Genomic DNA, 19,228 nt, shown 5'->3' with positions numbered 1-19,228 from the left:
CGGGCTATTTCGTGGCCGCACTGCTGGCGGCCGGTTTCGGCCCGTGGCCGCCCTTCCCGGTGTGTGCGGTGAGCGTCTTCAGGTCGGCGCTGAGGTCGTACGCGACCTTGGCGCCGTCCTTGGTGCCGTGCACGTCGTAGGAGCCGTCGGGCTCCTTGTGCACGCCGGTCACCGTCACCGACGAGTCTTTCGCCTGCATGGCTGCGGTCACCTTGGCCAGCTCGTCACCGGTCACCGCGGTGCCCCGCTCCCGGCCGCCGCCCTTGCCGGTCTTCGCGGTGAACGTCTTCAGGTCGGCGCTGACGTCGTACGCGATCCTCGCGCCGTCCTTGGTGCCGAACACGTCGTAGGAGCCGTCGGGCTCCTTGCGCACGCCGGTCACGGTCACTGACGAGTCCTTGGCCCGCATGGCCGCGGTCACCTTGGCCAGTTCGTCACCGGTCACCGCCGTGCCCCTCTCCCGGCCACCGTGTCCGGCCGGAGCGGAACTGCTCGCCGATGGTGCCGGCGCGGCGGTCGCCGCATACGCCGGGATGCCGAACATGAGGGCACCCGCGGCGGCGGTGCCGGCGGCGGCAAGGCTGATCTTCGTAAGACGACGCACGTCGGTGTTCCTTCCAGAGTGGATCATGTTGCCCAACTGGAATGAGCGTGCGGTGGCTTCCTGTGTACAGGCTGTCAACGGCCTGTCATGTCGCGGTCAGCGGATCCCGTCTTCGCACACGCGAGATGGAACCAAGGTCTGTTTTCGCATCCGGTGTCCGGGTATGTCGCAGTCCGGGGTGTGCGTCTCGTCGTTCCGGCATTCCGAGTTCGCCCGCGGTCGGGACGTACACCTTGGGAATGGTCATGGCTGCGGCGGGGCGGGGGCCAGACCTGTACAGCGGCGCAGGTCCGTGAAGCGTTTGAGCAGGGCCGTGGCGGCGGCGCCGGTGACCGGCTTCGGCTGGCCGGTGCCGGACACCACCGCCGGGACGAGGTCGGCGCCGACGACGGAGCGGCCGCGGACCCGGACCTTCAGCACGCCGGTGTCGGCCGAGCCGACGTACCAGACGAAGTTGCCCAGGCCGTAGGCGACGTACGTGCGGCCGAGCCAGCCGTCGCCCTGCAGGACGTGTGCGTGCGCGCCGATGATCATGTCGGCGCCGGCGTCGGCGAGGGCGGCGGCGAACGACTTCTGGTTGGCGTTCGGGCAGGAGTCGGTTTCGGTGCCCCAGTGGTTGAACACGACCACCAGGTCGGCGCGGTCACGGGCGGCCTTCACCGCGGCGACGGCGCGCGGCACGTCCCAGGCGAGGGCGATCCCCGACGTGGTCGGCCCGGCCTTCCAGCTCTCGGCGAGGGTGTGGATCTGGCTGAAACCGACGATCGCCACCCGCACGCCGCGCACGGTCAGGATCAGCGGGGCGTACGCCTCGTCGATCGTGCGGCCACCGCCGAAGACCGGCACTCCGGCGGCGGCCGCGCCGTCCAGGGTGTCCGCGAACCCGACCCGGCCGTAGTCGAGCGCGTGGTTGTTCGCGATCGACACGGCGTCGACGCCGGCGGCCTTGACCGCCTCGTACGCCGACTGGGGCGCCCGGAAGTGGAACTCCTTCGGCTCGGGCGTGCCGCGGGTGGTGACCGCGGTCTCCAGGTTGACGACGGCGAGATCGGCGGCCGACAGCTCACCGGCAAGGGGACCGAACGCGGTCGCCGGGTTCTTCAGCAGCGCCGCGGTCCGCTCGGTGAAGTGCACGTCACCCCCGAACGCCAGCGTCAACGCAACCTCCGCCGCCGGTGAGGGCGACGCCGACGGCGACGGCGAAGCGGCGGGCAAGGGCGCCGACGACGGCGACGACCGCGCCGCCGGCGGGCCCGCGTCGCAGCCGGAGAGCAGCACGGCCACCGCCGCCACCAGGACCCATCGCGCCTTCACAGCGCATAGGGTACGAGCCGTGCGAACGCCCGACGAGCTCGACACCGTCGACTGGACTGCCCTGACCCACGCGTACGGCCCGGCGGAGGACGTGCCGGACCTGGTCCGCGCCCTCTACAACCCGGACGAGACCGGCGACGCCTTCGATGAGCTCTACGGCACCGTCTGGCACCAGGGCAGCGTCTACCCGGCCACGGCGGCGGCCGTGCCGTTCCTGGCACACGCGGCGCTGCACGGCGCGGACCCGGCGCGGGTGCTGCGGCTGCTCGCCGACATCGCCGACCGGCCGGCCGGAGACCTCGCGGACCCCGTGGCCATGGCCGTTGTCGAGGCGAGCGCGGCCGCCGTAGTGGACCTGCTGTCCACCGCGCGGCACGCCGACGCCACGATGCGCGCCCGGTATGCCCGACTGGCCGCGGCGGTCCCGCTGCCACTGCCCGACACCGTGGTCGCCGAACTGACCGCGCTCGAGGCCGGCGACCCCGACGTCGACGTGCGCGCCGAGGCACTGGCCGCGCTCGCGGCGCACCACCCGGCTCCCGAACCGCGCCTGCGGGCCGCGCTTTCCGACAGTTCCGACGGGGTACGGCTGACCGCCGCCGTGTTGTCGATGCGCCGCAGCGGCCCGCCCTATCCCCCGCCGGCCGTCGAGGTCGTCGCGGCATGCGGGGACCGGCCGCGCAGCGATGACCGGGCCGAGCGGATCACCGAACTCCTCGTCGAGGAGCCGGACACCGGGTTCGCGGTGGCGGAGCGATGGATCGACGCCGGCGACCACGACGGTCACGGCTCCGCCCTAGCGGCGCAACTGCACGGCACCTGGCGGGACCGGGACGAGCTGACGGTGCAGCTGCTCACCCGCGCGCTGCCGCACCACGACAAGGGACTGTGGCAGCGGGTCGTGGACCTGGAGCTCGCCGTGTCCGCGCTGCCGGCCCTGCCCGAGGTCACCCGCCGGGCGTTGACCGTGGCGGCCGGGCACGCGGACGAGCGGGTGCCGCCGGTGGCGCTGCGCTGCCTGGCCCGGTTCGACGCGGTGCCGCCGGACGCCGGGCCGCTGCCCGCCGGGGTCCTGGCTGTCCTTCCTTCCAGGAACCGCCCCGTGGCGGCGGTCCGGGCCGCCCTCGCCACCGCCGAGGGGAATGACGCGATCGCGCTGGTCCAGTCGCTGAGCCCGGAGGACGCCGCGCGGCTGCTGCCGGAGCTCCTCGCGCTCGCCGGACGGGGCACGGCCGCCGTCGTCATCGTCCGGCTGCTCAGTGACGTCCCGGGCGCGGCCGACGACCCCACGGTCACGGCCGCGCTCGCCGAGGCGATGCGCGCCCAGGACGGGGTGCTCGCCCCGGACGAGATGCGACGGGCGACCGCCGCCGCGTCGTGGCTCCTGCTCGGCCACCCGCCGGCCGGCGCGCTCGACGTGTTGCGCGAGGTGCTCACGACGGGCCGGATGCCGCCGTGGTACCTCGGCGAGGTCGCCCGCGCCGCGACCGCCGCCGCGCCCCTCGCCGACCTGGTCGCGCCGATGCTCGACGGCAGCTACGACTGGACCCGGGTGCGCGCCGCCGCCGCGTACGGGCGTATCACCGGCGACACCGCCACCGCGGCCATGCTCCTCGGGGCGGCCCTGGGCGCGGTGGGTGACGTGGCGGTGCCCGTACACCTGGCCGCAATGGAAACGCTCGCGGCATTCGAAACGGCGGCGGCCGCCGACCGGGTCCGTGAATTCCGTGACTCGCCGCGCCGGGTGCTCAGCGCGACGAGCTGGCCGGTCGAGATCCCGCATCCCGATGACCGGCTCCGCGACGCGGCCCGGCGCGCACTCAGCCGAACGTCGGCGCCTGGGCGTGGGTCGGTTCGATGAGGAGCACGACCCGGTCGGTGCGCAGCGGGTAGGGACCGCCGGTGTACTTGTGGGAGATGCGGTCGATGATCCGCCAGGCGTCGTCGTCGTCGAGCACCTCGGTGACATGGCCGCGGATGAGGGCGGTGGCGTTGGGCTGGGCCTGGTCGATGATGGAGATGGCGACCCGCGGGTCGCGGGCGAGGTTGCGGGCCTTGCGCGACCCCGGTCCGGTCAGCACGGCGATCCGGTCGCCCTCGCGGTCGACCCAGACCGGCACGGCGTGCGGCGAGCCGTCCGGCAGCAGCGTCGCGATGTGGGCGTAGTTGACGTCGTCGACCAGCCGCGCGACGTCGGCGGGAAGTTCAGCCATGGTGGGCTCCGGCCGCGTACTCGTCGTGGGGGCGCAGCCACTGCATCGTCGGGGTCTGCGGCCAGCCGTCGGGCGAGTCCTCCCAGGCCTCCTGCCGCCCGTACGGCGTCAGGTCCAGCAGGTTGAAGTCCAGGCGCAGCCGGTCCACGCCGCGGCCGGTGGTGGCATAGGTGCGGAAGACCTCGCCGCTGTCGTCGTGCAGCAGGACGCTCAGCGCGAAGCCGTCGATGCGCAGGTCCTCGTGGAAGGTGGTGCCGTGGCAGGAGTACCAGGGCACGGTCCAGCCCATCCGGCGGCGCACCGGTTCGATCTCCTCCTGCGGGGCGCGGGACATGAGGATCAGCCGGGTGTCGCGGGCGCCGAGGTGTGCCTGCGTGTGCTCGGCGAGGTTGTCGGTGAAGGTGCTGCAGCCGGGGCACAGGTGGTCGTGGCCGGGTTCCCGCATGAAGTGGTAGATGACCAGCTGCCGGCGGCCGTCGAACAGGTCGGTGAGGCCGACCTCGGTGCCGTCCGGTGCCACGAACCGGTAGGACGGGTCGAGGGCCACCATCGGCAGCCGCCGTCGCTCCGCGGCGAGCCGGTCGAGGGCGTGGGTGAGTTCCTTCTCCTTGACCAGCAGCGCGTCTCGCGCCGCCTGCCACTCCTGCGGCGAGACGACCTGTGGGCGTTGCACGGCGACCTCCGGCTGGTTGGGTTCGTTCCTTGAGGGAACCCTATCGCAGAGCGTTCCTTAAGGGAACCCAGTCGGCTATTCTCGCGGTATGCAACGCACGCAGTTCGCCGAAATGGCGTGCTCCATCGCTCGTACCCTCGACGTCATCGGTGAACCGTGGTCGCCGCTGATCCTGCGCGACGTGTATGTCGGCATCAACCGCTTCGACCAGCTGCAGGACGACCTCGGCATCTCCCGCAAGGTTCTGGCCCAGCGCCTCGCGTGGCTGGTCGAGCAGGGCGTGCTGGAGCGCCGGCAGTACAACGACCGGCCGCCGCGGCACGAGTACACGCTGACCGTGAAGGGGCAGGAGCTGTGCGACCTGCTGCTGGTGATGGTCGCCTGGGGCGACCGCTTTACCGCGGGCCAGGCCGGGCCGCCGGTGCTGTACCGGCACCACGCGTGCGGCGAGATCGCCCACGTCGAACTGCACTGCTCGCACTGCGGCCAGCCGATGCGCGCCACCGACGTCGACGTCCTGCCGGGCCCTGGGGCCGCGGAGGACGTCGTGGTTCATACATAGGTACGACGAGACGCACACCCCGGACTGCGACATACCCGGACACCAACCGGACTGGAAAACAGGCCTTAGGATGAGCGCTGTGCGGCAGGTGGTCGATGGCGTGTTCGAGATCGGCATCGCGTTCGTGCACGCGCATCTCGTCGTGGTCGACGACGGTGTGGTGCTGGTGGACACGGGGCTGCCGCGCCGCTCGGCGAAGGTCGAGCAGGCGTTGCACGAGGCCCGGCGCACGGTCGGGGACGTGCGGGCCGTCCTGCTCACCCACTGGCACGCCGACCACACCGGCGGCGCCGCCCACATCCGGCGGGCGTCGGGCGCCCGGACCGTCGCGCACGCCCTCGACGCGCCGATCATCACCGGCGCGGCGCCGATGCCGCTGACCCCGCTCCAGCGGGTCACCAAGCTGTTGACCGGCGCGCCCGAGCCCGCCCCGGTCGACGAGGTGCTGGCCGCCGACGGGCCGTTCTCGGTGCCCGGGTTCACCGCCGTGCACACGCCCGGGCACACTGCGGGGCACGTGTCGTTTCTGCTGGACCGCGACGGTGGCGTGCTGTTCGCCGGTGACGCGGCGGGCGGGGCCGGCACGAAGGTCCGCCGCACGCCGCGGCTGATGACCGCCGACGCCGCCGCGGCCGACGCGAGCGTCGCGCGGCTGGCGGAGCTGCGCTTCGAGGTGGCCGTGTTCGGCCACGGCCGCGCGGTCACCGCGGCCGCCGCGGACCGGTTCCGCGACCTGACGTCCGCGTGACGCCTGGCGGTGCGGGCGCCGTTCTGTGACTATGTCCGGTCATGGACCTCACCTTCAGCGGCGAGCGCCAGGTGCGCCAGTTCCCGTGCCAGTGTTGCGAGTCCACGGTCGACCGGACCTGGTCGCGGCTGAACCGTGACGGCGTGGCGCGCGCGGTGTTCTACGCCAGCTGTTATCACCACGCCGAGGGCGGCGAGGTGTACTTCGACATCGTCATCGGCACGTGGGACACCGAGGACCTGAGCGACCACGTCACGTTCGGCTGCCGGTGGGGCGCGATCGAGGGCCACGACCAGCCGATGTGTTCGCTGACCACCGGCGGTGAGGTGCTCGGCGACAACCCGTTGTTCGGCACCAAGCTGGACCGTCCCGCCGCGTTGCAGAGTCCGCTGCTGCCGGAGTTCTGGGACATGGTGGACTTCCTGCTGCTCAACGATCCTGTCGTGGCGCCGTTCGTGAACGGTCACCGGGCGCGGCTTCGTTAAGCCGTGAGGCGGCCGTGCAGGAAGCCGGTGATCTCGGCCCGCGCGGCCTTCGCCTGCGGGACCACGCCCGGCATGCTGAGGAACGCGTGCGTCGTGCCCGGGTGTTCGGTCAGTTGCGTCGGCGTGCCCGCCTCGCGTAGCCGTCGGGCGTAGGCGCGGCCGTGGTCGGCGACCGGGTCGAGGGTCGGCACCACCACCAGCGCGGGAGCCAGTGCGCTCAGGCTGTCGGCGTACAGGGGCGAGACCGCGCGGGCGTCGGCGCCTGACGGCACGGCCAGCCGGCGGAACAGGTGCAGCTGCGGCACGGTGAGCGTGGGGCTGTCAGCGTGCTCGCGCATCGAGGCGTAGTCGAACGCGGTGGCGGTCAGGTCGACGCACGGGTTGATGAGCACCTGCGCCCGCAGGGCCAGACCCGAGTCGCGGGCCCGGATCGCGGACAGGGCGGCGACCACCGACCCGGCGCTCTCCCCGAAGACCGCGACCCGCGCCGGGTCGATGCCCCACCGCTCGGGGTCCGCCACGACGTGGCGCAGGACGTCCCAGCCGTCGTCGACGGCCGCCGACAGCGGCACCCCCGGGGCGAGCAGCCGGTGCTCGACCGAGACGACCACGGCGGGCAGTTGCGCGGCGAGGTAGCTGTTGACCCAGTCGCTCTGCACGGCCGTGCCGACGAACCCGCCGCCGTGGACGTGCACCACGAGCGGGAGGCGGGCGTGGGTCTGCGCCGGGCGGTACACCCGGATCTGGAGCGAACGATCGGGCAGCGCAAAGGGCTCCCAGCCGATGGTGACCCCGCGGGACGGGAAGCCGGTGACGACCCGGATCAGGGCGGAGGCGCGCCGGCGGTTCTCGGCCTCGCGGAACGCCGCCAGTTCGTCGTCCGGCATGGTCGACCAGTCGGGCTCCTTGCGCAGGGTCTGCAGCAGCCGGATGCCGAGGGGAGCGGTCATGGCTTCTCCTGTTCAATCAAATTACGCTACTTGAAGTATCGATACTAGAAGTAGCATAACTCGGTATGCTGTGTCCATGGCCCGACCAACCGTCCCGGCTCGCACACCCGGCCGTCCCCGAGCCGGTGTCGACGCGACCGTCTTCGCCGCGACGCTGCGCACGGTTCACGAGGTCGGCTACGCGCACGCCACCGTCGACCGCATCGCCGCCGCGGCCGGCATCGCCAAGACGACGGTGTACCGCCGCTGGCCGTCCAAAGGGGCGCTCATCACCGCGTGCCTCGTCGACGCGTTCGGACCCGCACCGCTGGACGGCGCGGACCGGGAGGAGATCCTGTCGGCCGCCATCCGCTGGATCGCGGCGAAGATCGGCGAACCCGGGATCGGCGCGGCCTTCGCGGGCGTGTTCACCGACGCCGTCAACGACCCGGCCCTGCGCCGGATCCTCGCCACGCAACTGCAGGACCCGTACCGCCTGGCCCTGCAGGACACGCTCGGCGAGCCGGAGCAACGGGTCCTGTTCCTCATCGACGTCGTCGTCGGCACGCTGCTGCACCGGCTGGGCATGACCGGCGAGCCCATGGTCGACGCGGACGTGGACGCGCTGGTCGCCATGGTGCTACGCAGTTAGGGCGCAGCCGATGGAGAGCGCGAGGAACAGGCCCGGCGACGGCAGGTGCGACCAGCAGCGCGCCCGCACGACGGTGCCGACCGCGCCCAGGAAGTACAGCACCAGACCGGCCGCGGCGGCCAGGCCGAGCGCCGGCACGGCCAGACCGGCCAGCAGGCCCAGGCCGCCGGCCGCCTTCACCGCCCCGAGAACGGGCAACCACGCGTGCGGCACCCCGTACCGGGACATGTTCGCCAGGATCCACTGTGGACGGACGAAGTCGGCGGCGGCTGCGGCGATGGTGAGCGCCGCCGTCACGACGGACATGATGACCATGCCTCCACCCTCGACCGGCCGGAACGCGGCGGTCCAATACCCGCATCGATAACCTGACGGCATGGACGTCGACACCCGGCTGCTGCGGTACTTCCTCACGGTCGCCGACGAGGCGAACCTGACCCGCGCCGCCGAGCGGCTGTTCGTGTCCCAACCGGCCCTCAGCAAGCAGATCAAACAGCTGGAGACCCAGCTCGGCGTGCGCCTGTTCACCCGGTCGCACGACGGGATGGCGCTCACCGACGCCGGCCGGGCCCTCGCCGCGCGGGCGCCGGCCGCGCTCACCGCCTGCGCTGACGCGCTGCGGGAGACGAAGGCCGCGGCCCGGCGCGCGGACCGCGTCCTGCGCGTCGGGTTCCTCGCCAACGCCGCCAACGAGGCGACCCAGGAGATCGTCGCGCGGTTCGGCCGGCTCCGGCCGGACTGGCACGTCACCATGCGGCAGGCGTCCTGGTCCGACCCGACCGCCGGGCTCGCCGACGGCGACGTCGACGCCGCGCTGCTGCGCCTGCCGTTCCCCGGCTCCAGCGGATTCCGCGTGCGGGTGCTCATCACCGAACCGCGCTGGGTCGCTCTGCCCGCCGCGCACCCGCTGGCGGTCCACGACGAGATCCCGTTCGAGGACCTGTGGGGCGAGCCGTTCGTCGCCGCCCCCGCCGGGACCGGGCCGTGGCGGGACTACTGGCTCGCCACCGGCGAACGCGACGGCCACCCGCCGCGCATCGGCGCGGTCACCGACCAGCCCGACGACTGGCTGCAGGCGATCGCCAACGGCGACGGCGTCGCCCTCGCACCCGCATCGGCGGCCCGGTTCTACGCCCGCCCCGGTGTCACGTACCGGCCGGTCCGCGGTGTCAGCCCCAGCCGGGTCGGCGTCGCCTGGCCACCGGCCGCCGACCACGACCCGGTCGTCCAGGACTTCGTCGGCTGCTGCCGGCACGCGACCGGATCGCCACGCCCGGCCGCCACCGAGGAGGGTCTACGACCCGTCTGACGGCGGCGTCACGTCGAGATACAGCGAGCCGGCGTAAGCGGACCTCAGGTGCTGATGACTCGGGGTGCGTCGAAGTTCCGGTTGTCGATGACGATGTCCGCCCGTTCGGCGGGCCGGACCTCGGCCAGGTACAGCTCCTCGCCGGGAATGTAGTAGCTGCGGTAGCGCTCGGCGGCGGCCTCGGCCGAGTCCATCCACTCCTGGTCGCGGGCCGTGCCGCGGGCCAGCACATCCGCCACCTCGATGTGCAGATACACGCACAGGTCCCAGTGCGGTGCCAGGGCCGGCTTCTGCAGGAAGCCACCGTCCGCGACGAGGATCGCGTCGTCCGGGGCCACCTGGACCCCGGAGTCGATCGGCGTACGTCCGCTGAAGTCCATGATCTGGGTGCGGTACCGGCGGTCTCCGCCGGGCCCGAGCGGCACCAACAGCTCATCGCGGATGGCGTCCACGTCGAACATCTCGACGTAGTAGCTCTCCGGCGAACCGGGCGGATACTGCGTGCGCCGATCGACGTGCCGTTTGAAGTGATCGACCATGACCCGGAGCACGGGCCGCGCCGTCCTCGCCCGCAGGGTGGCGGCCAGGTCGTCGGCCAGGGTCGTCTTGCCGGCCGCGGAGTGACCGTCGATCCCCACCCGGGCCGGGTGACCCAGCCGCAACCCGAGGATCCGGACGGCCAACCCGTCGATGACCTGCTGCCGCGCCTGTCCGCTCTCAGAGGTTGGCTCGCCCACCGACCCAGCGTGCCGCGCCACCCGGCCGACCGCAAGCAGACGCGGTCGCCGGCCGACTGCAAACACACGCGGTCGCCGGCCGACTGCAAACACACGCGGTCGCCGGCCGACCGTTCACCGCACCTGGGCGGCGGGCTCCACCGGGATCCACAGCTGCGCCTCGGCCTCGGTGGCGTCGGCGTTCAGCCGCACCCGCAGGAGCTCGGGTCCGGGCCGGCTCTGGTACGGGTTGGACGGGAACCACTCCGTGAACACGTCCCGCCACAGGTGCTGCAACGCCTGCGGGAACGGGCCGGAACTGTCGAACACCGCCCACGTCCCTTTGCCGACGTCGAGGCTGTCCAGGTCGGCGGGCGCGGGGCCGGTCGTCGCCACCCCGTGGTAGTAGTCCAGTTCCGTGCCCTCGGCCCGGCCTTCGGCGATGTTGACGCTCGCGCTGACGATGCCGTCGGGTTCGGCGTCGGACAGGGCCTCGATCCGGTGCAGTTCCTCCTGCCCGATGCCGCGGATGAACGCGGCGATCGCCGGGTTGACGCCTTCGTGGACGAGGGGGACGCGGGCCTTCCTGCCCACGACCCGGAACTCGTCCCGGTGCACGATCTGGTATCGCATGCTGCTGCTCCCTTCGACGATGAGGCGGAAGGACATCCGAGGCTGTGAGTGCAGCGCCGCACCGACCCGGCGGGCCTCGCCGGGCCCGACGCCGTGCACGGCGCGGAACGCGCGGGCGAACGCCTCGCCGGAGCTGTACCCGTAGCGGACCGCGATGTCGAGCAACGTCTCCCGGCCGGCGAGGACCTCCGCCCCGGCGACGGTCATCCGCCGCCGCCGGACGTACTCCGACAGCGGCATCCCCGCGAGGGAGGCGAACAGCCGCCGCAGGTGGTACTCCGACGTCACCACGATCTGCGTGAGGTCGGCGAGGTCGATCTCCCCGTCGAGATGCAGCTCGATGTGCTCCATCGCCGCGTTCAGCCGGTCCAGCATCCTCGGTATCCTTCCTGTGTGCGATCACCACGCTAAGCGGGCGCGGACCGGCGCCACCCGACATCCTGAGCCGGGTTCTGTCTGGTCACGAAGGAGCATGACGGTGGAGTACACGCGGCTGGGCCGGACCGGTCTGCGGGTGAGCCGGATCGGGCTCGGCTGCATGAGCTACGGCGACGCCGCCGCCGGCATGCACCGATGGACCCTGGACGAGGACGCCGCGGCACCGTACTTCCGCCAGGCCGTCGAGCTCGGCGTCACGTTCTGGGACACCGCGAACGTCTACCAGGGCGGCTCCTCCGAGGAGTTCGTCGGCCGCGCGATCGCCCGGTTCGCCCGGCGCGAGGACATCGTGCTGGCGACCAAGGTCAGCGGGAAGATGCACGGCGGGCCGGGCGGGAGCGGCCTGTCCCGCAAAGCCGTCCTGGAACAGGCCGACGCGTCGCTGCGCCGGCTCGGCACCGACTACATCGACGTCTACTACATCCACCGCTTCGACCCCGACACGCCGGCCGAGGAGACCATGGCCGCGCTGCACACGCTGGTGCAGACGGGCAAGGTCCGCTACCTCGGCGCCTCGTCCATGTGGGCCTGGCAGTTCGCCAAGCTCCAGCACGTCGCGGCGCTGGGCGGCTGGACCCCGTTCGCGGCCATGCAGGACCAGTACAACGTCCTCAAACGCGAGGAGGAGCGGGAGATGATCCCGATGTGCCTCGACCAGGGCGTCGGCCTCACCCCCTACTCGCCCCTCGCGAAGGGGCGGGCCGCGCGACCGTGGGGCGCGCAGACCACCCGGTCATCGTCCGACGCCGTGGCCCGGGCGTTCGACCGCGACGTCGACCAGCCGGTCGTCGACGCGATCCAGCGGGTCGCCGAGGCCCGCGACGTGCCGATGGCGCAGGTCGCCCTCGCCTGGGTGCTGAGCAGACCGGTCGTCTCCTGCCCGATCGTGGGCGCCACCAGGCCGCACCACCTGCGGGACGCCGTGGCGGCGCTCGGCCTTGCACTGACCGACAGCGAGATCGCCGCGCTCGAGGCGCCCTACACGCCGCAGGACAACTACTGGTGGTAGCCGGGCCACCAGGACTGGTCCCACGGCTGCGGCGTGTCCAGCAGCCACGGCAGCAGCGCCAGGATCGCCACCCAGGACAGGACGGCGATCAGCAGCGACGTCCTGCGTTCCCGGCCGTAGCCGCTGCGCCGGAACATCGCCGAGCCGGTCTGCGGGCGGGCCGGGGGAGTGTCGGCGACGGTGACCAGGCCGCCGCTGAGCTCGTGCACGGCCGCGGCGACCTCCGCCGGGTCGATCGTGCCGTCGGGGATCGGCGTCACGTACGCCCGCTCCCGCGTCCCGGCGAGCACGCCGAGGCTGCGCTGGCTGCCGTAGTACGCGAACCACGCCTCGCGGACGTCGGACCAGGCGATGTCCGTCAGGCCCGGCGAGATGGCCTCGGCGCGCACCCGGAGCCCGTCGGCGCTCAGCGCGGCCGGCGGTGAGGTGAGCGTCGCGATGAGCGCGATCAGGCCGATGACGCCGGTCAGCCCGAACACCCCGATCACGAGGAGCAGGTAGGGGCCTTCGGCGCCCAGCAGCACCGCGTACGCCACGATGAGCGCGCGGAACAGCACCGTCACGGCGAGCGGGAGGCCGGCCCGCCAGCGCGAGCGGACCAGCACGAACTGGGTTGCGGCGTCGGACACGGATTCTCCCCCGGATAGCGCGTCGCCGCATCGTGCCAGACCGCCGGTTGATGGATCAAGGCAGATCCGGGGGTGTCGCGGACCGGCTCGCGCTGCTCCGCGAGCCCCACCCCGCCGTCCGCGAGCTGCTGGCCGACGTCCTGGGCGATCTGCGATGACGCGCGGTTGACCTCAACAAAACTTGAGGTTCTACGGTTCCGGTGTCCGCATCAGCACAGGGGGAGCACACATGACCGTGGAGTATCTGACCGACGCCGAACTCGTGGACCAGCCCGCCGCCTTCTGGACCGGCGTGGCCTACGAGTCGCTCATCGCCTTCACCCGCGCGCGGCAGGCCGAGCTCGGGTTCACGCAGCCGCAGTACTGGCTGCTGCGCAACCTGTCGAAGCACGACCTGTCCACCGACGGCCACGGCATGACCGTTCCCGAGCTCCGGCACGCGATGCGCACCTACCTCAGGTCCGAGGACGACCTCGAGGCCGAGTCGGCGGTCCTGCTGGAGCGCGGCTGGCTCACCCGCGACGGCGACGACCGGCTGTGGATCACCGAGGCGGGCGACGAGGCCCGCGCCGGCCTGAAACGGCACGCACCGGCCATCCGCGCCCTGATCCACGACGGCATCGACGACGCCGACTACGTCACGGCGCTGACCGTGCTGCGGAGGATGATCCGCAACACCGCCGGGTGAGGCGTCAGCCGGCGGCGGTGGTGATGACCACCGTGGCCGCGGTCATCGCCGCCATCGACGCGATGACCGCCTGGATCTGGGCGATCGCCTGGCGCACCGCCTCGGCCGCCCAGTTCCCTTCGGCGATCTCGTCCAGCCGCGCCCGCAGGTGCGGCTTGTCGTGACCGGGGAACAGCTTGCCGGCCAGGCCGACCGCCTGCGCCAGGCCCAGCAGCGCCGCGGTCCGGGCCGGCACCGCGCCGGTTCCGTCGACCGCCGCCGTCAGCTCCCGCCGCACCGCGGTCTCCGCGACGGGTTCGGCGCCGGTCGCCGACGCGTACCTGGTGCGCGGGAAGACCCACAGCACCTTGTCCCGCTCGACGCGCAGCACCCCGGCCTCGACCTGCCGCTCGAGCACCTTGGCCCGCAGGCCGTCGGTGAGCGGCTGGATCCACGCGTCGGGCTTGCGTGGCGTGGCCTCCTTGACGACACGGGTCAGCACCGCGTCCGCAACCGGGTCGTCGACCGGCGCCGGGTCGGTCACCACCACCCGCCCGTCGGCGAGGCCGAGCCGCCCGGCCAGCATCAGATCCAGCAGCACCGCGCCGGCGAGGCCGTAGTCGAGGCCGGGATCGCCGACCAGGTTCGTGCCCCGGTCGTCGAGCGCCAGCAGCAGGAAGTCGTCAGCCAGGCCGTTGCTCATGATCCCCACGATAGTCGTTGCCGTCATTCGGTACCGTCGCGAGTCCATCGAGCTGCGGGGGTTGCATGGTGGAGCACCGGCGGCCCACTACGAACGCGGGACGAGCGGCGGGCCGTTGCTGCTCGCCGGCGTGGCCGGGTCCGCCCTGGCGTTCGTGCTGGCGATGGTGGCCGGTGATCCCGCTGCCCATCGCGGTCCTGCTGTGCGCGTGGCGGCTCGCCAGGCGCGCGTGACGGTCCCGTGGAACGGTGTTCCAGATTGTGGCAGGATGCGGTGCATGGCAGCCAGGACGCGGAGCCCGGAACGGCGCGAGGACGCGCTGTCCCGGGAGCGGATCGTCGCCGCCGCCGTCGAGCTGCTCGACGAGACCGGTGAGGGCGGGCTGACGTTCCGCGCGCTCGCCACCCGTCTGAAGACCGGGTCCGGCGCGATCTACTGGCACGTGGCGAACAAGAGCGAGCTGCTCGCCGCCGCCACCGACGCCGTGCTCATCCCCGCAACGGTGCCCGACGTCGCCGACGAGACGCCGCGGGAGGCCATCCGGGCGGTCGCGCTCGGCGTGTTCGACGCGATCGACGTGCACCCGTGGGCCGGCACCCAGCTGTCCCGCACGCCCGCGCAGCCGGCGCTGCTGCGGATCTTCGAACGCGTCGGCCGGCAGGTGCAGGCCCTCGGCGTGCCCGCCGCGGCGCAGTTCACGGCCGCGTCCGCGGTGCTGCACTACATCCTCGGCGTCGCGGAGCAGAACGCGGCGCTCGCCCGCTCGCAGGAACCGGGCACGGACCGCACCGCGGTCCTCGAGGCCGCGGCGGCGGTGTGGGCGAGCCTCGACGCGGACGAGTACCCGTTCACCCGCGGCGTCGCGGGCCAGCTGCGTGACCACGACGACCGCGACCAGTTCCTCGCCGGCATCGACCTGATCCTCGCGGGCATCTCCAGCCGCAGGTGAGGCCGCCGGTTGAGCGTTATCGCCGGTCGAGGAGCTCCCGCAGGGCCTGGGCGTCGGCCGGGGCGCCGTGGGACGGGAACAGGTCGGCGAAGTCGAGCCGGCTCACCGCACGCAGCGAGCGCTCGGCCTCCGCCGGGTCGGCGGTGAACGCGGCCGGCGCTCGGACCAGCCCGCCGCCGTCGGTGCCGGCCAGGTCGCCGATGAGCAGCACGCCGTCGTCGGTGCTCAGTAGGCTCAGATGCCCGGCGGTGTGGCCGGGGGTGGCCACCACGCGGAGCCCGCGGATCGTCGCGCCGTCCCGCGCCGGTCCTGCCGGGACGGGGAACGCGTCCCCGGCGCCGGCCCACACGGTGGCCTGGGGCGCGAGGCCGGTGACCGCGGGCAGTCCGCCGGTGTGGTCGGGGTGGTGGTGGGTGAGCACCACGTCGGTCACGTCGCTCCAGCCGGCGCCGAGTCCGGCGAGCTGCTCCGCGATCGACGCCACGGTGTGCGGCAGGCCGGTGTCGACGAGGGTCACCCCGGTGGCGTGGGGGACCAGGAAGCACCGCACGTCGAAGTCCATCGGCTCCGGTCCGGCGATGCCGGCGGGAAGATGGACCGGGGTGACCACCGTGTGGATCATGGTACGCTCCGATTCAATGACACCGTCGAGGTATTCGTTACACCGAAGGTAACGCGAAATGAGTGAGGACGGCAAGCGGTCGTACCGGTCGGACCTGCGGGCGGCGCAGGCCCAGCGCACCCGCGCGCAGATCGTCGCGGCCGCGGCGGAGCTGTTCGCCGGCAACGGATACGCCGCGACCACGATCGACGCGATCGCGGCGGCCGCCGGCGTCAGCCGCAAGACCGTGTTCACGTCGGTCGGCGGCAAGGTGGAGCTGCTCAAGCTCGCCTACGACCAGGCTGTCGCGGGCGACGACGAGCCGATGCCGCTGCGCGAGCGGGCGGTGGTCAAGGCCCTCGAAGCGGAGCCCGACGCGGCGCGGATGCTCGCCGGGTTCGCGGCGATGGTCACCGGGATCCAGGGACGCACGGCAACGCTGCACGTGGCGCTGGCCGGCGCGGCCGAGTCCGAACCGGAGGCCCGCGTGCTGCTCGACCACCTCGAGCAGCAGCGGCTCTCGGCCATGCGACGACCCGCCACCCTGTTGCGGCGCCTCGGCGCGCTGCGGGACGGGCTGAGCGTGTCGACGGCCGCCGACATCCTGTGGCTGCACAACGATCCGCTGCTGTACCACCGGCTGGTCCACCAGCGGCAGTGGACCCCGGCGCAGTTCCAGGACTGGCTGACCCGCGCCCTGCAGACCCAGCTCCTACGCTGATGCGTATGGACAACGGCGACGAGCGCGGGTATCTCCTGGACAACCGGCAGGCGGAGGCCGGTGCCCGCTTCGACGCCCTGGCGGCGCTGTTCGACCCCTCCACGTTCCGGCACATCGACGCGCTCGGCATCGCCGAGGGCTGGCGGTGCTGGGAGGTCGGCGCGGGCGGCGCGAGCGTGCCGGCCTGGCTCGCCGGGCGCGTCGGACCGTCGGGACACGTCCTGGCCACCGACATCGACGTCACCTGGACGGCGGCCGGCACCGGGTACGACATCCTCCGCCACGACGTCGGCGCCGAACCGCCACCCGGGGACGGGTTCGACCTCGTCCACGCGAGGCTGGTCCTCGTGCACGTCCCGCAGCGCGCCGCGGCCCTCACCGCGATGATCGAAGCGCTGCGCCCCGGCGGTTGGTTGCTGCTGGAGGAGGCCGACCCGGCGCTGCAGCCGCTCGTCTGCCCCGACGAGTCGGGCCCGGCGCAGCAGCTGGCGAACCGGCTCAAGCACGGCTTCCGCACCCTGATGGCCGAGCGCGGCGTGGACCTGTCCTACGGGCGGACCCTGCCCCGGCTGCTGCGCGCCGCCGGCCTGGCCGACATCGCGGCCGACGCCTACTTCCCGATCACCGGCGGCGCCTGCGCGGCGCTGGAGGCGGCCACGGTGCGGCAGATCCGCGACCGCCTCCTCGCCGCCGGCCTGGCCACCGACGGCGAGATCGACGAGCACCTGGACAACGTCGCGGCGGGGCGGCTCGACCTCGCCACCTCACCGATGATCTCGGCATGGGGCCGGAAACTCCTCGATGAGGGCACATTCCGGATGTAACGTCATCGACGTCTGGTCGGATGGCAGGGGGTGACATGCGACGATTCGCCGCCGCGCTCACTGTGGTCGTCGTGGGCACCGGAGGCTGAGGCGCGGTGGCCGAGCTCGCAGGGTACCCGCACGGGCCCGACGCCCCGCTGCGCGCCACCGCCCGCGCCCTCGCCAAGGCCGGCGGTGCCACGACGCTGGTGCTCGTGGAGGGCATCAGCGACCAGATCGCGGTGGAGACGGCCGCCGCCGCCCGCGGCCGGGACCTCGACGCGGAGCGGGTCGTGGTGGTGCCGATCGGCGGCGCGCACGCGATCGGCCGCCTGGTGCCCACGCTGGGTCCGGTGCGCCTGGCCGGACTGTGCGACCTGCGGGAGGAGCACCTGTTCCGGCGCGGACTGGCCGCGGCGTCGTCGGCACCGCTCGGCGTGTACGTCTGCGTCGACGACCTGGAGGACGAGCTGATCCGGGCGGTGGGCGTCGCGGGCGTCGAGACGCTCTTCGACGCCCAGGGCGACCTCGGGTCGCTGCGCTCCATGCAACGGCAGCCGGCGTGGCGGGACCAGCCTGTGCCGGCGCAGCTGCGGCGGTTCCTGGGCGCTGGCTCGCGGCGCAAGCTGCGCTACGCGAGCCTGCTGGTGGAGGCGGCCGCGGCCCGCGACGCCGTGCCGGGACCGCTCGACGGGCTGCTGGCCGCGGTCATCGGTTCCGGAACAGGCCGAGGGCCAGCGGCACCCCGATGATGCCGGCGAGCAGCGCGATAGCGACGCCGATCCATGGAGTCATGGTGCCGGGTTGCCCTGGCGCCGCCGCCGACCAACGCGGTCCCTTGTTTTGTCGGTGGTGGCGGCTACGTTTACCTGCGTGGAGATCCAGCGTCCCAAACTCGCCGACGTGGCGCGCGTGGCCGGCGTGTCCCGGGCCACCGCGTCGCGGGCGATGAACGGTCTGCCCGGCACGACCGAAGCGGTGCGCCGGCGGGTCCGTGACGCCGCCGAGGAGCTCGGCTTCCAGCCGCACGCCGCGGCGCGGGCGCTGGCGACCGGCCGGATGACGGCGGGTCCGGTGGAGCGCATCGAGGTCCTCATCGTCGACCCCGATCCCGACGCGCTGAGCGTCAAGCCGTATTACGGCCGGGTGCTGACCGGAGCGCTGCGGGCCCTCGCCGGTCAGGACGTGGCGCTGCAGGTCAGGCGGGTCGCGACCCCACCGGCGGGCGATGAGGACCCGCCGTTCGGGCAGGTCCTCATCAACATGCCGGCCGCGGCGGCATCCCGGCTGCGCCGCAACCGCACGATCGCGCTGGGTGAGACGGCGCCCGGCATCCCGTTCGTCGCCCCCGACAACGACGGCGGCGGGCACCAGGCCGCGGACCATCTCGTCACCACCGGCCGGCGCCGTATCGGCGCGGTGTTCGGGCCGCCGACCCCGTGCGCGCTGGAGCGCAAGGCCGGCTTCCTGCGGGTGATGGCCGGCGCGGCCCAGCCCGTCGCGTCGATCGACGGCGACTTCACCCGCGCCCGGGCGTATGCGGCCGCGAAGGAGCTGCTGGCCCGGGACCCGGAGCTCGACGCGGTGTTCGCCGCCTGCGACGTGTCCGCGATGGGGGTCCTGCAGGCGCTGCGCGAGGCGGGCCGGCGGGTCGGCCACGACGTCGCCGTCGTCAGCTTCGACGGCAGCGCCCTGGCCGAGGCCGCGGACCTGTCGTCGGTCTACATGCCCGTCGAGGAGGAGGCGGAGTCGGCGATCCGCCGGCTGCTCGACCCGGCGCTGCCCCCGCCGGGCCGCCTGCCGACCACCCTCACCCTGCGGGGATCCAGCTGATCGCATGAGCTGGGTCGAGATCCACGTGTTCCAGGGC

At 73.1% G+C, this 19,228-nt stretch carries 24 protein-coding genes; 13 read left to right on the top strand and 11 right to left on the bottom strand.

Going from position 1 to position 19,228, the window contains the following annotated elements; translation table 11 throughout:
- Nucleotides 1-4: 4 nt before the first annotated feature.
- Nucleotides 5-604, bottom strand: coding sequence for a hypothetical protein (locus tag ACFPIJ_RS38555; RefSeq protein ID WP_380122930.1), 600 nt, complete (start codon nucleotides 602-604; stop codon nucleotides 5-7).
- A 243-nt stretch (nucleotides 605-847) separates the two neighbouring features.
- The gene (locus ACFPIJ_RS38550; RefSeq protein ID WP_380122928.1) at nucleotides 848-1,918 is read right to left on the bottom strand and encodes a CapA family protein; all 1,071 of its coding nucleotides are present in this window, start codon (nucleotides 1,916-1,918) and stop codon (nucleotides 848-850) included.
- Nucleotides 1,919-1,937: 19 nt separating this feature from the next.
- On the opposite strand from ACFPIJ_RS38550, the gene ACFPIJ_RS38545 reads away from it, so the two are divergent.
- Nucleotides 1,938-3,779, top strand: a complete 1,842-nt coding sequence (locus tag ACFPIJ_RS38545) for a hypothetical protein (RefSeq protein ID WP_380122926.1) — start codon at nucleotides 1,938-1,940, stop codon at nucleotides 3,777-3,779.
- Here the strand turns inward: ACFPIJ_RS38545 and ACFPIJ_RS38540 are convergent.
- Nucleotides 3,739-4,131, bottom strand: a complete 393-nt coding sequence (locus ACFPIJ_RS38540; protein ID WP_380122924.1) for a PPOX class F420-dependent oxidoreductase — start codon at nucleotides 4,129-4,131, stop codon at nucleotides 3,739-3,741. The genes ACFPIJ_RS38545 and ACFPIJ_RS38540 overlap by 41 nt on opposite strands.
- Nucleotides 4,124-4,804 carry a DUF899 domain-containing protein gene (locus tag ACFPIJ_RS38535; protein ID WP_380122922.1) on the bottom strand — a complete coding sequence of 227 codons (681 nt, stop codon included), beginning with the start codon at nucleotides 4,802-4,804 and terminating at the stop codon, nucleotides 4,124-4,126. Before ACFPIJ_RS38535 ends, ACFPIJ_RS38540 begins: the two co-directional genes overlap by 8 nt.
- A gap of 88 nt (nucleotides 4,805-4,892) precedes the next feature.
- Between ACFPIJ_RS38535 and ACFPIJ_RS38530 the strand changes: the two genes are divergently transcribed.
- The 3 genes from ACFPIJ_RS38530 (at nucleotide 4,893) to ACFPIJ_RS38520 (ending at nucleotide 6,599) form a co-directional block, all read left to right on the top strand.
- Nucleotides 4,893-5,366, top strand: coding sequence for a winged helix-turn-helix transcriptional regulator (locus tag ACFPIJ_RS38530; protein ID WP_380122920.1), 474 nt, complete (start codon nucleotides 4,893-4,895; stop codon nucleotides 5,364-5,366).
- 79 nt (nucleotides 5,367-5,445) lie between these two features.
- On the top strand, nucleotides 5,446-6,114 hold the full coding sequence (locus ACFPIJ_RS38525; RefSeq protein ID WP_380122918.1) for an MBL fold metallo-hydrolase: 669 nt from the start codon (nucleotides 5,446-5,448) through the stop codon (nucleotides 6,112-6,114).
- 41 nt (nucleotides 6,115-6,155) lie between these two features.
- Nucleotides 6,156-6,599, top strand: coding sequence for a hypothetical protein (locus tag ACFPIJ_RS38520; protein WP_380122916.1), 444 nt, complete (start codon nucleotides 6,156-6,158; stop codon nucleotides 6,597-6,599).
- Here ACFPIJ_RS38520 and ACFPIJ_RS38515 read toward each other — a convergent pair.
- Nucleotides 6,596-7,549 carry an alpha/beta hydrolase gene (locus tag ACFPIJ_RS38515; RefSeq protein WP_380122914.1) on the bottom strand — a complete coding sequence of 318 codons (954 nt, stop codon included), beginning with the start codon at nucleotides 7,547-7,549 and terminating at the stop codon, nucleotides 6,596-6,598. The genes ACFPIJ_RS38520 and ACFPIJ_RS38515 overlap by 4 nt on opposite strands.
- Before the next feature lie 76 nt (nucleotides 7,550-7,625).
- Here ACFPIJ_RS38515 and ACFPIJ_RS38510 point away from each other — a divergent pair, with 76 nt between their 5' ends.
- Nucleotides 7,626-8,180, top strand: coding sequence for a TetR/AcrR family transcriptional regulator (locus tag ACFPIJ_RS38510; protein WP_380122912.1), 555 nt, complete (start codon nucleotides 7,626-7,628; stop codon nucleotides 8,178-8,180).
- Here ACFPIJ_RS38510 and ACFPIJ_RS38505 read toward each other — a convergent pair.
- Nucleotides 8,169-8,495 (bottom strand): DoxX family protein, encoded by a 327-nt coding sequence (locus ACFPIJ_RS38505; protein WP_380122910.1) that lies wholly within the window; start codon nucleotides 8,493-8,495, stop codon nucleotides 8,169-8,171. The genes ACFPIJ_RS38510 and ACFPIJ_RS38505 overlap by 12 nt on opposite strands.
- A gap of 61 nt (nucleotides 8,496-8,556) precedes the next feature.
- On the opposite strand from ACFPIJ_RS38505, the gene ACFPIJ_RS38500 reads away from it, so the two are divergent.
- Nucleotides 8,557-9,489 carry a LysR family transcriptional regulator gene (locus ACFPIJ_RS38500; protein WP_380122908.1) on the top strand — a complete coding sequence of 311 codons (933 nt, stop codon included), beginning with the start codon at nucleotides 8,557-8,559 and terminating at the stop codon, nucleotides 9,487-9,489.
- Nucleotides 9,490-9,533: 44 nt separating this feature from the next.
- On the opposite strand, the gene ACFPIJ_RS38495 is transcribed toward ACFPIJ_RS38500, so the two are convergent.
- Together ACFPIJ_RS38495 and ACFPIJ_RS38490 are read right to left on the bottom strand one after the other, a co-directional pair.
- Complete coding sequence (locus ACFPIJ_RS38495; protein ID WP_380122907.1) at nucleotides 9,534-10,226, bottom strand: nucleoside/nucleotide kinase family protein; 693 nt, start codon at nucleotides 10,224-10,226, stop codon at nucleotides 9,534-9,536.
- Nucleotides 10,227-10,340: 114 nt separating this feature from the next.
- On the bottom strand, nucleotides 10,341-11,213 hold the full coding sequence (locus ACFPIJ_RS38490) for an AraC family transcriptional regulator (protein WP_380122905.1): 873 nt from the start codon (nucleotides 11,211-11,213) through the stop codon (nucleotides 10,341-10,343).
- Nucleotides 11,214-11,316: 103 nt separating this feature from the next.
- Between ACFPIJ_RS38490 and ACFPIJ_RS38485 the strand changes: the two genes are divergently transcribed.
- Nucleotides 11,317-12,285, top strand: a complete 969-nt coding sequence (locus ACFPIJ_RS38485) for an aldo/keto reductase (RefSeq protein ID WP_380122903.1) — start codon at nucleotides 11,317-11,319, stop codon at nucleotides 12,283-12,285.
- Here ACFPIJ_RS38485 and ACFPIJ_RS38480 read toward each other — a convergent pair.
- Nucleotides 12,273-12,914 (bottom strand): hypothetical protein, encoded by a 642-nt coding sequence (locus ACFPIJ_RS38480; protein ID WP_380122902.1) that lies wholly within the window; start codon nucleotides 12,912-12,914, stop codon nucleotides 12,273-12,275. The genes ACFPIJ_RS38485 and ACFPIJ_RS38480 overlap by 13 nt on opposite strands.
- Nucleotides 12,915-13,143: 229 nt before the next feature.
- Here ACFPIJ_RS38480 and ACFPIJ_RS38475 point away from each other — a divergent pair, with 229 nt between their 5' ends.
- The gene (locus tag ACFPIJ_RS38475) at nucleotides 13,144-13,602 is read left to right on the top strand and encodes a MarR family transcriptional regulator (protein WP_380122900.1); all 459 of its coding nucleotides are present in this window, start codon (nucleotides 13,144-13,146) and stop codon (nucleotides 13,600-13,602) included.
- A gap of 4 nt (nucleotides 13,603-13,606) precedes the next feature.
- Here the strand turns inward: ACFPIJ_RS38475 and ACFPIJ_RS38470 are convergent, their stop codons facing one another.
- A complete protein-coding gene (locus ACFPIJ_RS38470; RefSeq protein ID WP_380122898.1) occupies nucleotides 13,607-14,284 on the bottom strand; it encodes a GOLPH3/VPS74 family protein in 678 nt (225 codons plus the stop codon).
- A 277-nt stretch (nucleotides 14,285-14,561) separates the two neighbouring features.
- On the opposite strand from ACFPIJ_RS38470, the gene ACFPIJ_RS38465 reads away from it, so the two are divergent.
- Complete coding sequence (locus ACFPIJ_RS38465) at nucleotides 14,562-15,233, top strand: TetR family transcriptional regulator (RefSeq protein WP_380122896.1); 672 nt, start codon at nucleotides 14,562-14,564, stop codon at nucleotides 15,231-15,233.
- A gap of 16 nt (nucleotides 15,234-15,249) precedes the next feature.
- Here ACFPIJ_RS38465 and ACFPIJ_RS38460 read toward each other — a convergent pair whose 3' ends face one another.
- Entirely contained in the window at nucleotides 15,250-15,855 is a 606-nt protein-coding gene (locus tag ACFPIJ_RS38460; RefSeq protein WP_380122894.1) for an MBL fold metallo-hydrolase, read from the bottom strand.
- Nucleotides 15,856-15,913: 58 nt separating this feature from the next.
- On the opposite strand from ACFPIJ_RS38460, the gene ACFPIJ_RS38455 reads away from it, so the two are divergent.
- The 4 genes from ACFPIJ_RS38455 (at nucleotide 15,914) to ACFPIJ_RS38440 (ending at nucleotide 19,191) form a co-directional block, all read left to right on the top strand.
- Nucleotides 15,914-16,555: a TetR/AcrR family transcriptional regulator gene (locus ACFPIJ_RS38455; protein WP_380122893.1), complete on the top strand. Its 642-nt coding sequence runs from the start codon at nucleotides 15,914-15,916 to the stop codon at nucleotides 16,553-16,555.
- Nucleotides 16,556-16,560: 5 nt separating this feature from the next.
- Nucleotides 16,561-17,379, top strand: a complete 819-nt coding sequence (locus ACFPIJ_RS38450; RefSeq protein WP_380122891.1) for a class I SAM-dependent methyltransferase — start codon at nucleotides 16,561-16,563, stop codon at nucleotides 17,377-17,379.
- 95 nt (nucleotides 17,380-17,474) lie between these two features.
- A complete protein-coding gene (locus tag ACFPIJ_RS38445) occupies nucleotides 17,475-18,110 on the top strand; it encodes a TOPRIM nucleotidyl transferase/hydrolase domain-containing protein (RefSeq protein ID WP_380122889.1) in 636 nt (211 codons plus the stop codon).
- Nucleotides 18,111-18,231: 121 nt separating this feature from the next.
- Nucleotides 18,232-19,191: a LacI family DNA-binding transcriptional regulator gene (locus tag ACFPIJ_RS38440; protein WP_380122887.1), complete on the top strand. Its 960-nt coding sequence runs from the start codon at nucleotides 18,232-18,234 to the stop codon at nucleotides 19,189-19,191.
- Nucleotides 19,192-19,228: the final 37 nt, after the last annotated feature.

It is taken from the genome of Dactylosporangium cerinum (genome assembly GCF_042653625.1).
Classification (GTDB): domain Bacteria; phylum Actinomycetota; class Actinomycetes; order Mycobacteriales; family Micromonosporaceae; genus Dactylosporangium; species Dactylosporangium cerinum.
This window is presented reverse-complemented; position numbering and strand designations above follow the sequence as displayed.

Excerpts from the sequence above, each read along its gene's own strand:
- ACFPIJ_RS38500 (WP_380122908.1), top strand. The coding sequence starts at position 8,557 with ATGGACGTCGACACCCGGCTGCTGCGGTACTTCCTCACGGTCGCCGAC.
- ACFPIJ_RS38460 (WP_380122894.1), bottom strand. The coding sequence starts at position 15,855 with ATGATCCACACGGTGGTCACCCCGGTCCATCTTCCCGCCGGCATCGCC.
- ACFPIJ_RS38505 (WP_380122910.1), bottom strand. The coding sequence starts at position 8,495 with ATGGTCATCATGTCCGTCGTGACGGCGGCGCTCACCATCGCCGCAGCC.
- ACFPIJ_RS38470 (WP_380122898.1), bottom strand. The coding sequence starts at position 14,284 with ATGAGCAACGGCCTGGCTGACGACTTCCTGCTGCTGGCGCTCGACGAC.
- ACFPIJ_RS38475 (WP_380122900.1), top strand. The coding sequence starts at position 13,144 with ATGACCGTGGAGTATCTGACCGACGCCGAACTCGTGGACCAGCCCGCC.
- ACFPIJ_RS38510 (WP_380122912.1), top strand. The coding sequence starts at position 7,626 with ATGGCCCGACCAACCGTCCCGGCTCGCACACCCGGCCGTCCCCGAGCC.
- ACFPIJ_RS38455 (WP_380122893.1), top strand. The coding sequence starts at position 15,914 with ATGAGTGAGGACGGCAAGCGGTCGTACCGGTCGGACCTGCGGGCGGCG.
- ACFPIJ_RS38520 (WP_380122916.1), top strand. The coding sequence starts at position 6,156 with ATGGACCTCACCTTCAGCGGCGAGCGCCAGGTGCGCCAGTTCCCGTGC.
- ACFPIJ_RS38450 (WP_380122891.1), top strand. The coding sequence starts at position 16,561 with ATGGACAACGGCGACGAGCGCGGGTATCTCCTGGACAACCGGCAGGCG.
- ACFPIJ_RS38465 (WP_380122896.1), top strand. The coding sequence starts at position 14,562 with ATGGCAGCCAGGACGCGGAGCCCGGAACGGCGCGAGGACGCGCTGTCC.
- ACFPIJ_RS38530 (WP_380122920.1), top strand. The coding sequence starts at position 4,893 with ATGCAACGCACGCAGTTCGCCGAAATGGCGTGCTCCATCGCTCGTACC.
- ACFPIJ_RS38490 (WP_380122905.1), bottom strand. The coding sequence starts at position 11,213 with ATGCTGGACCGGCTGAACGCGGCGATGGAGCACATCGAGCTGCATCTC.
- ACFPIJ_RS38515 (WP_380122914.1), bottom strand. The coding sequence starts at position 7,549 with ATGACCGCTCCCCTCGGCATCCGGCTGCTGCAGACCCTGCGCAAGGAG.
- ACFPIJ_RS38540 (WP_380122924.1), bottom strand. The coding sequence starts at position 4,131 with ATGGCTGAACTTCCCGCCGACGTCGCGCGGCTGGTCGACGACGTCAAC.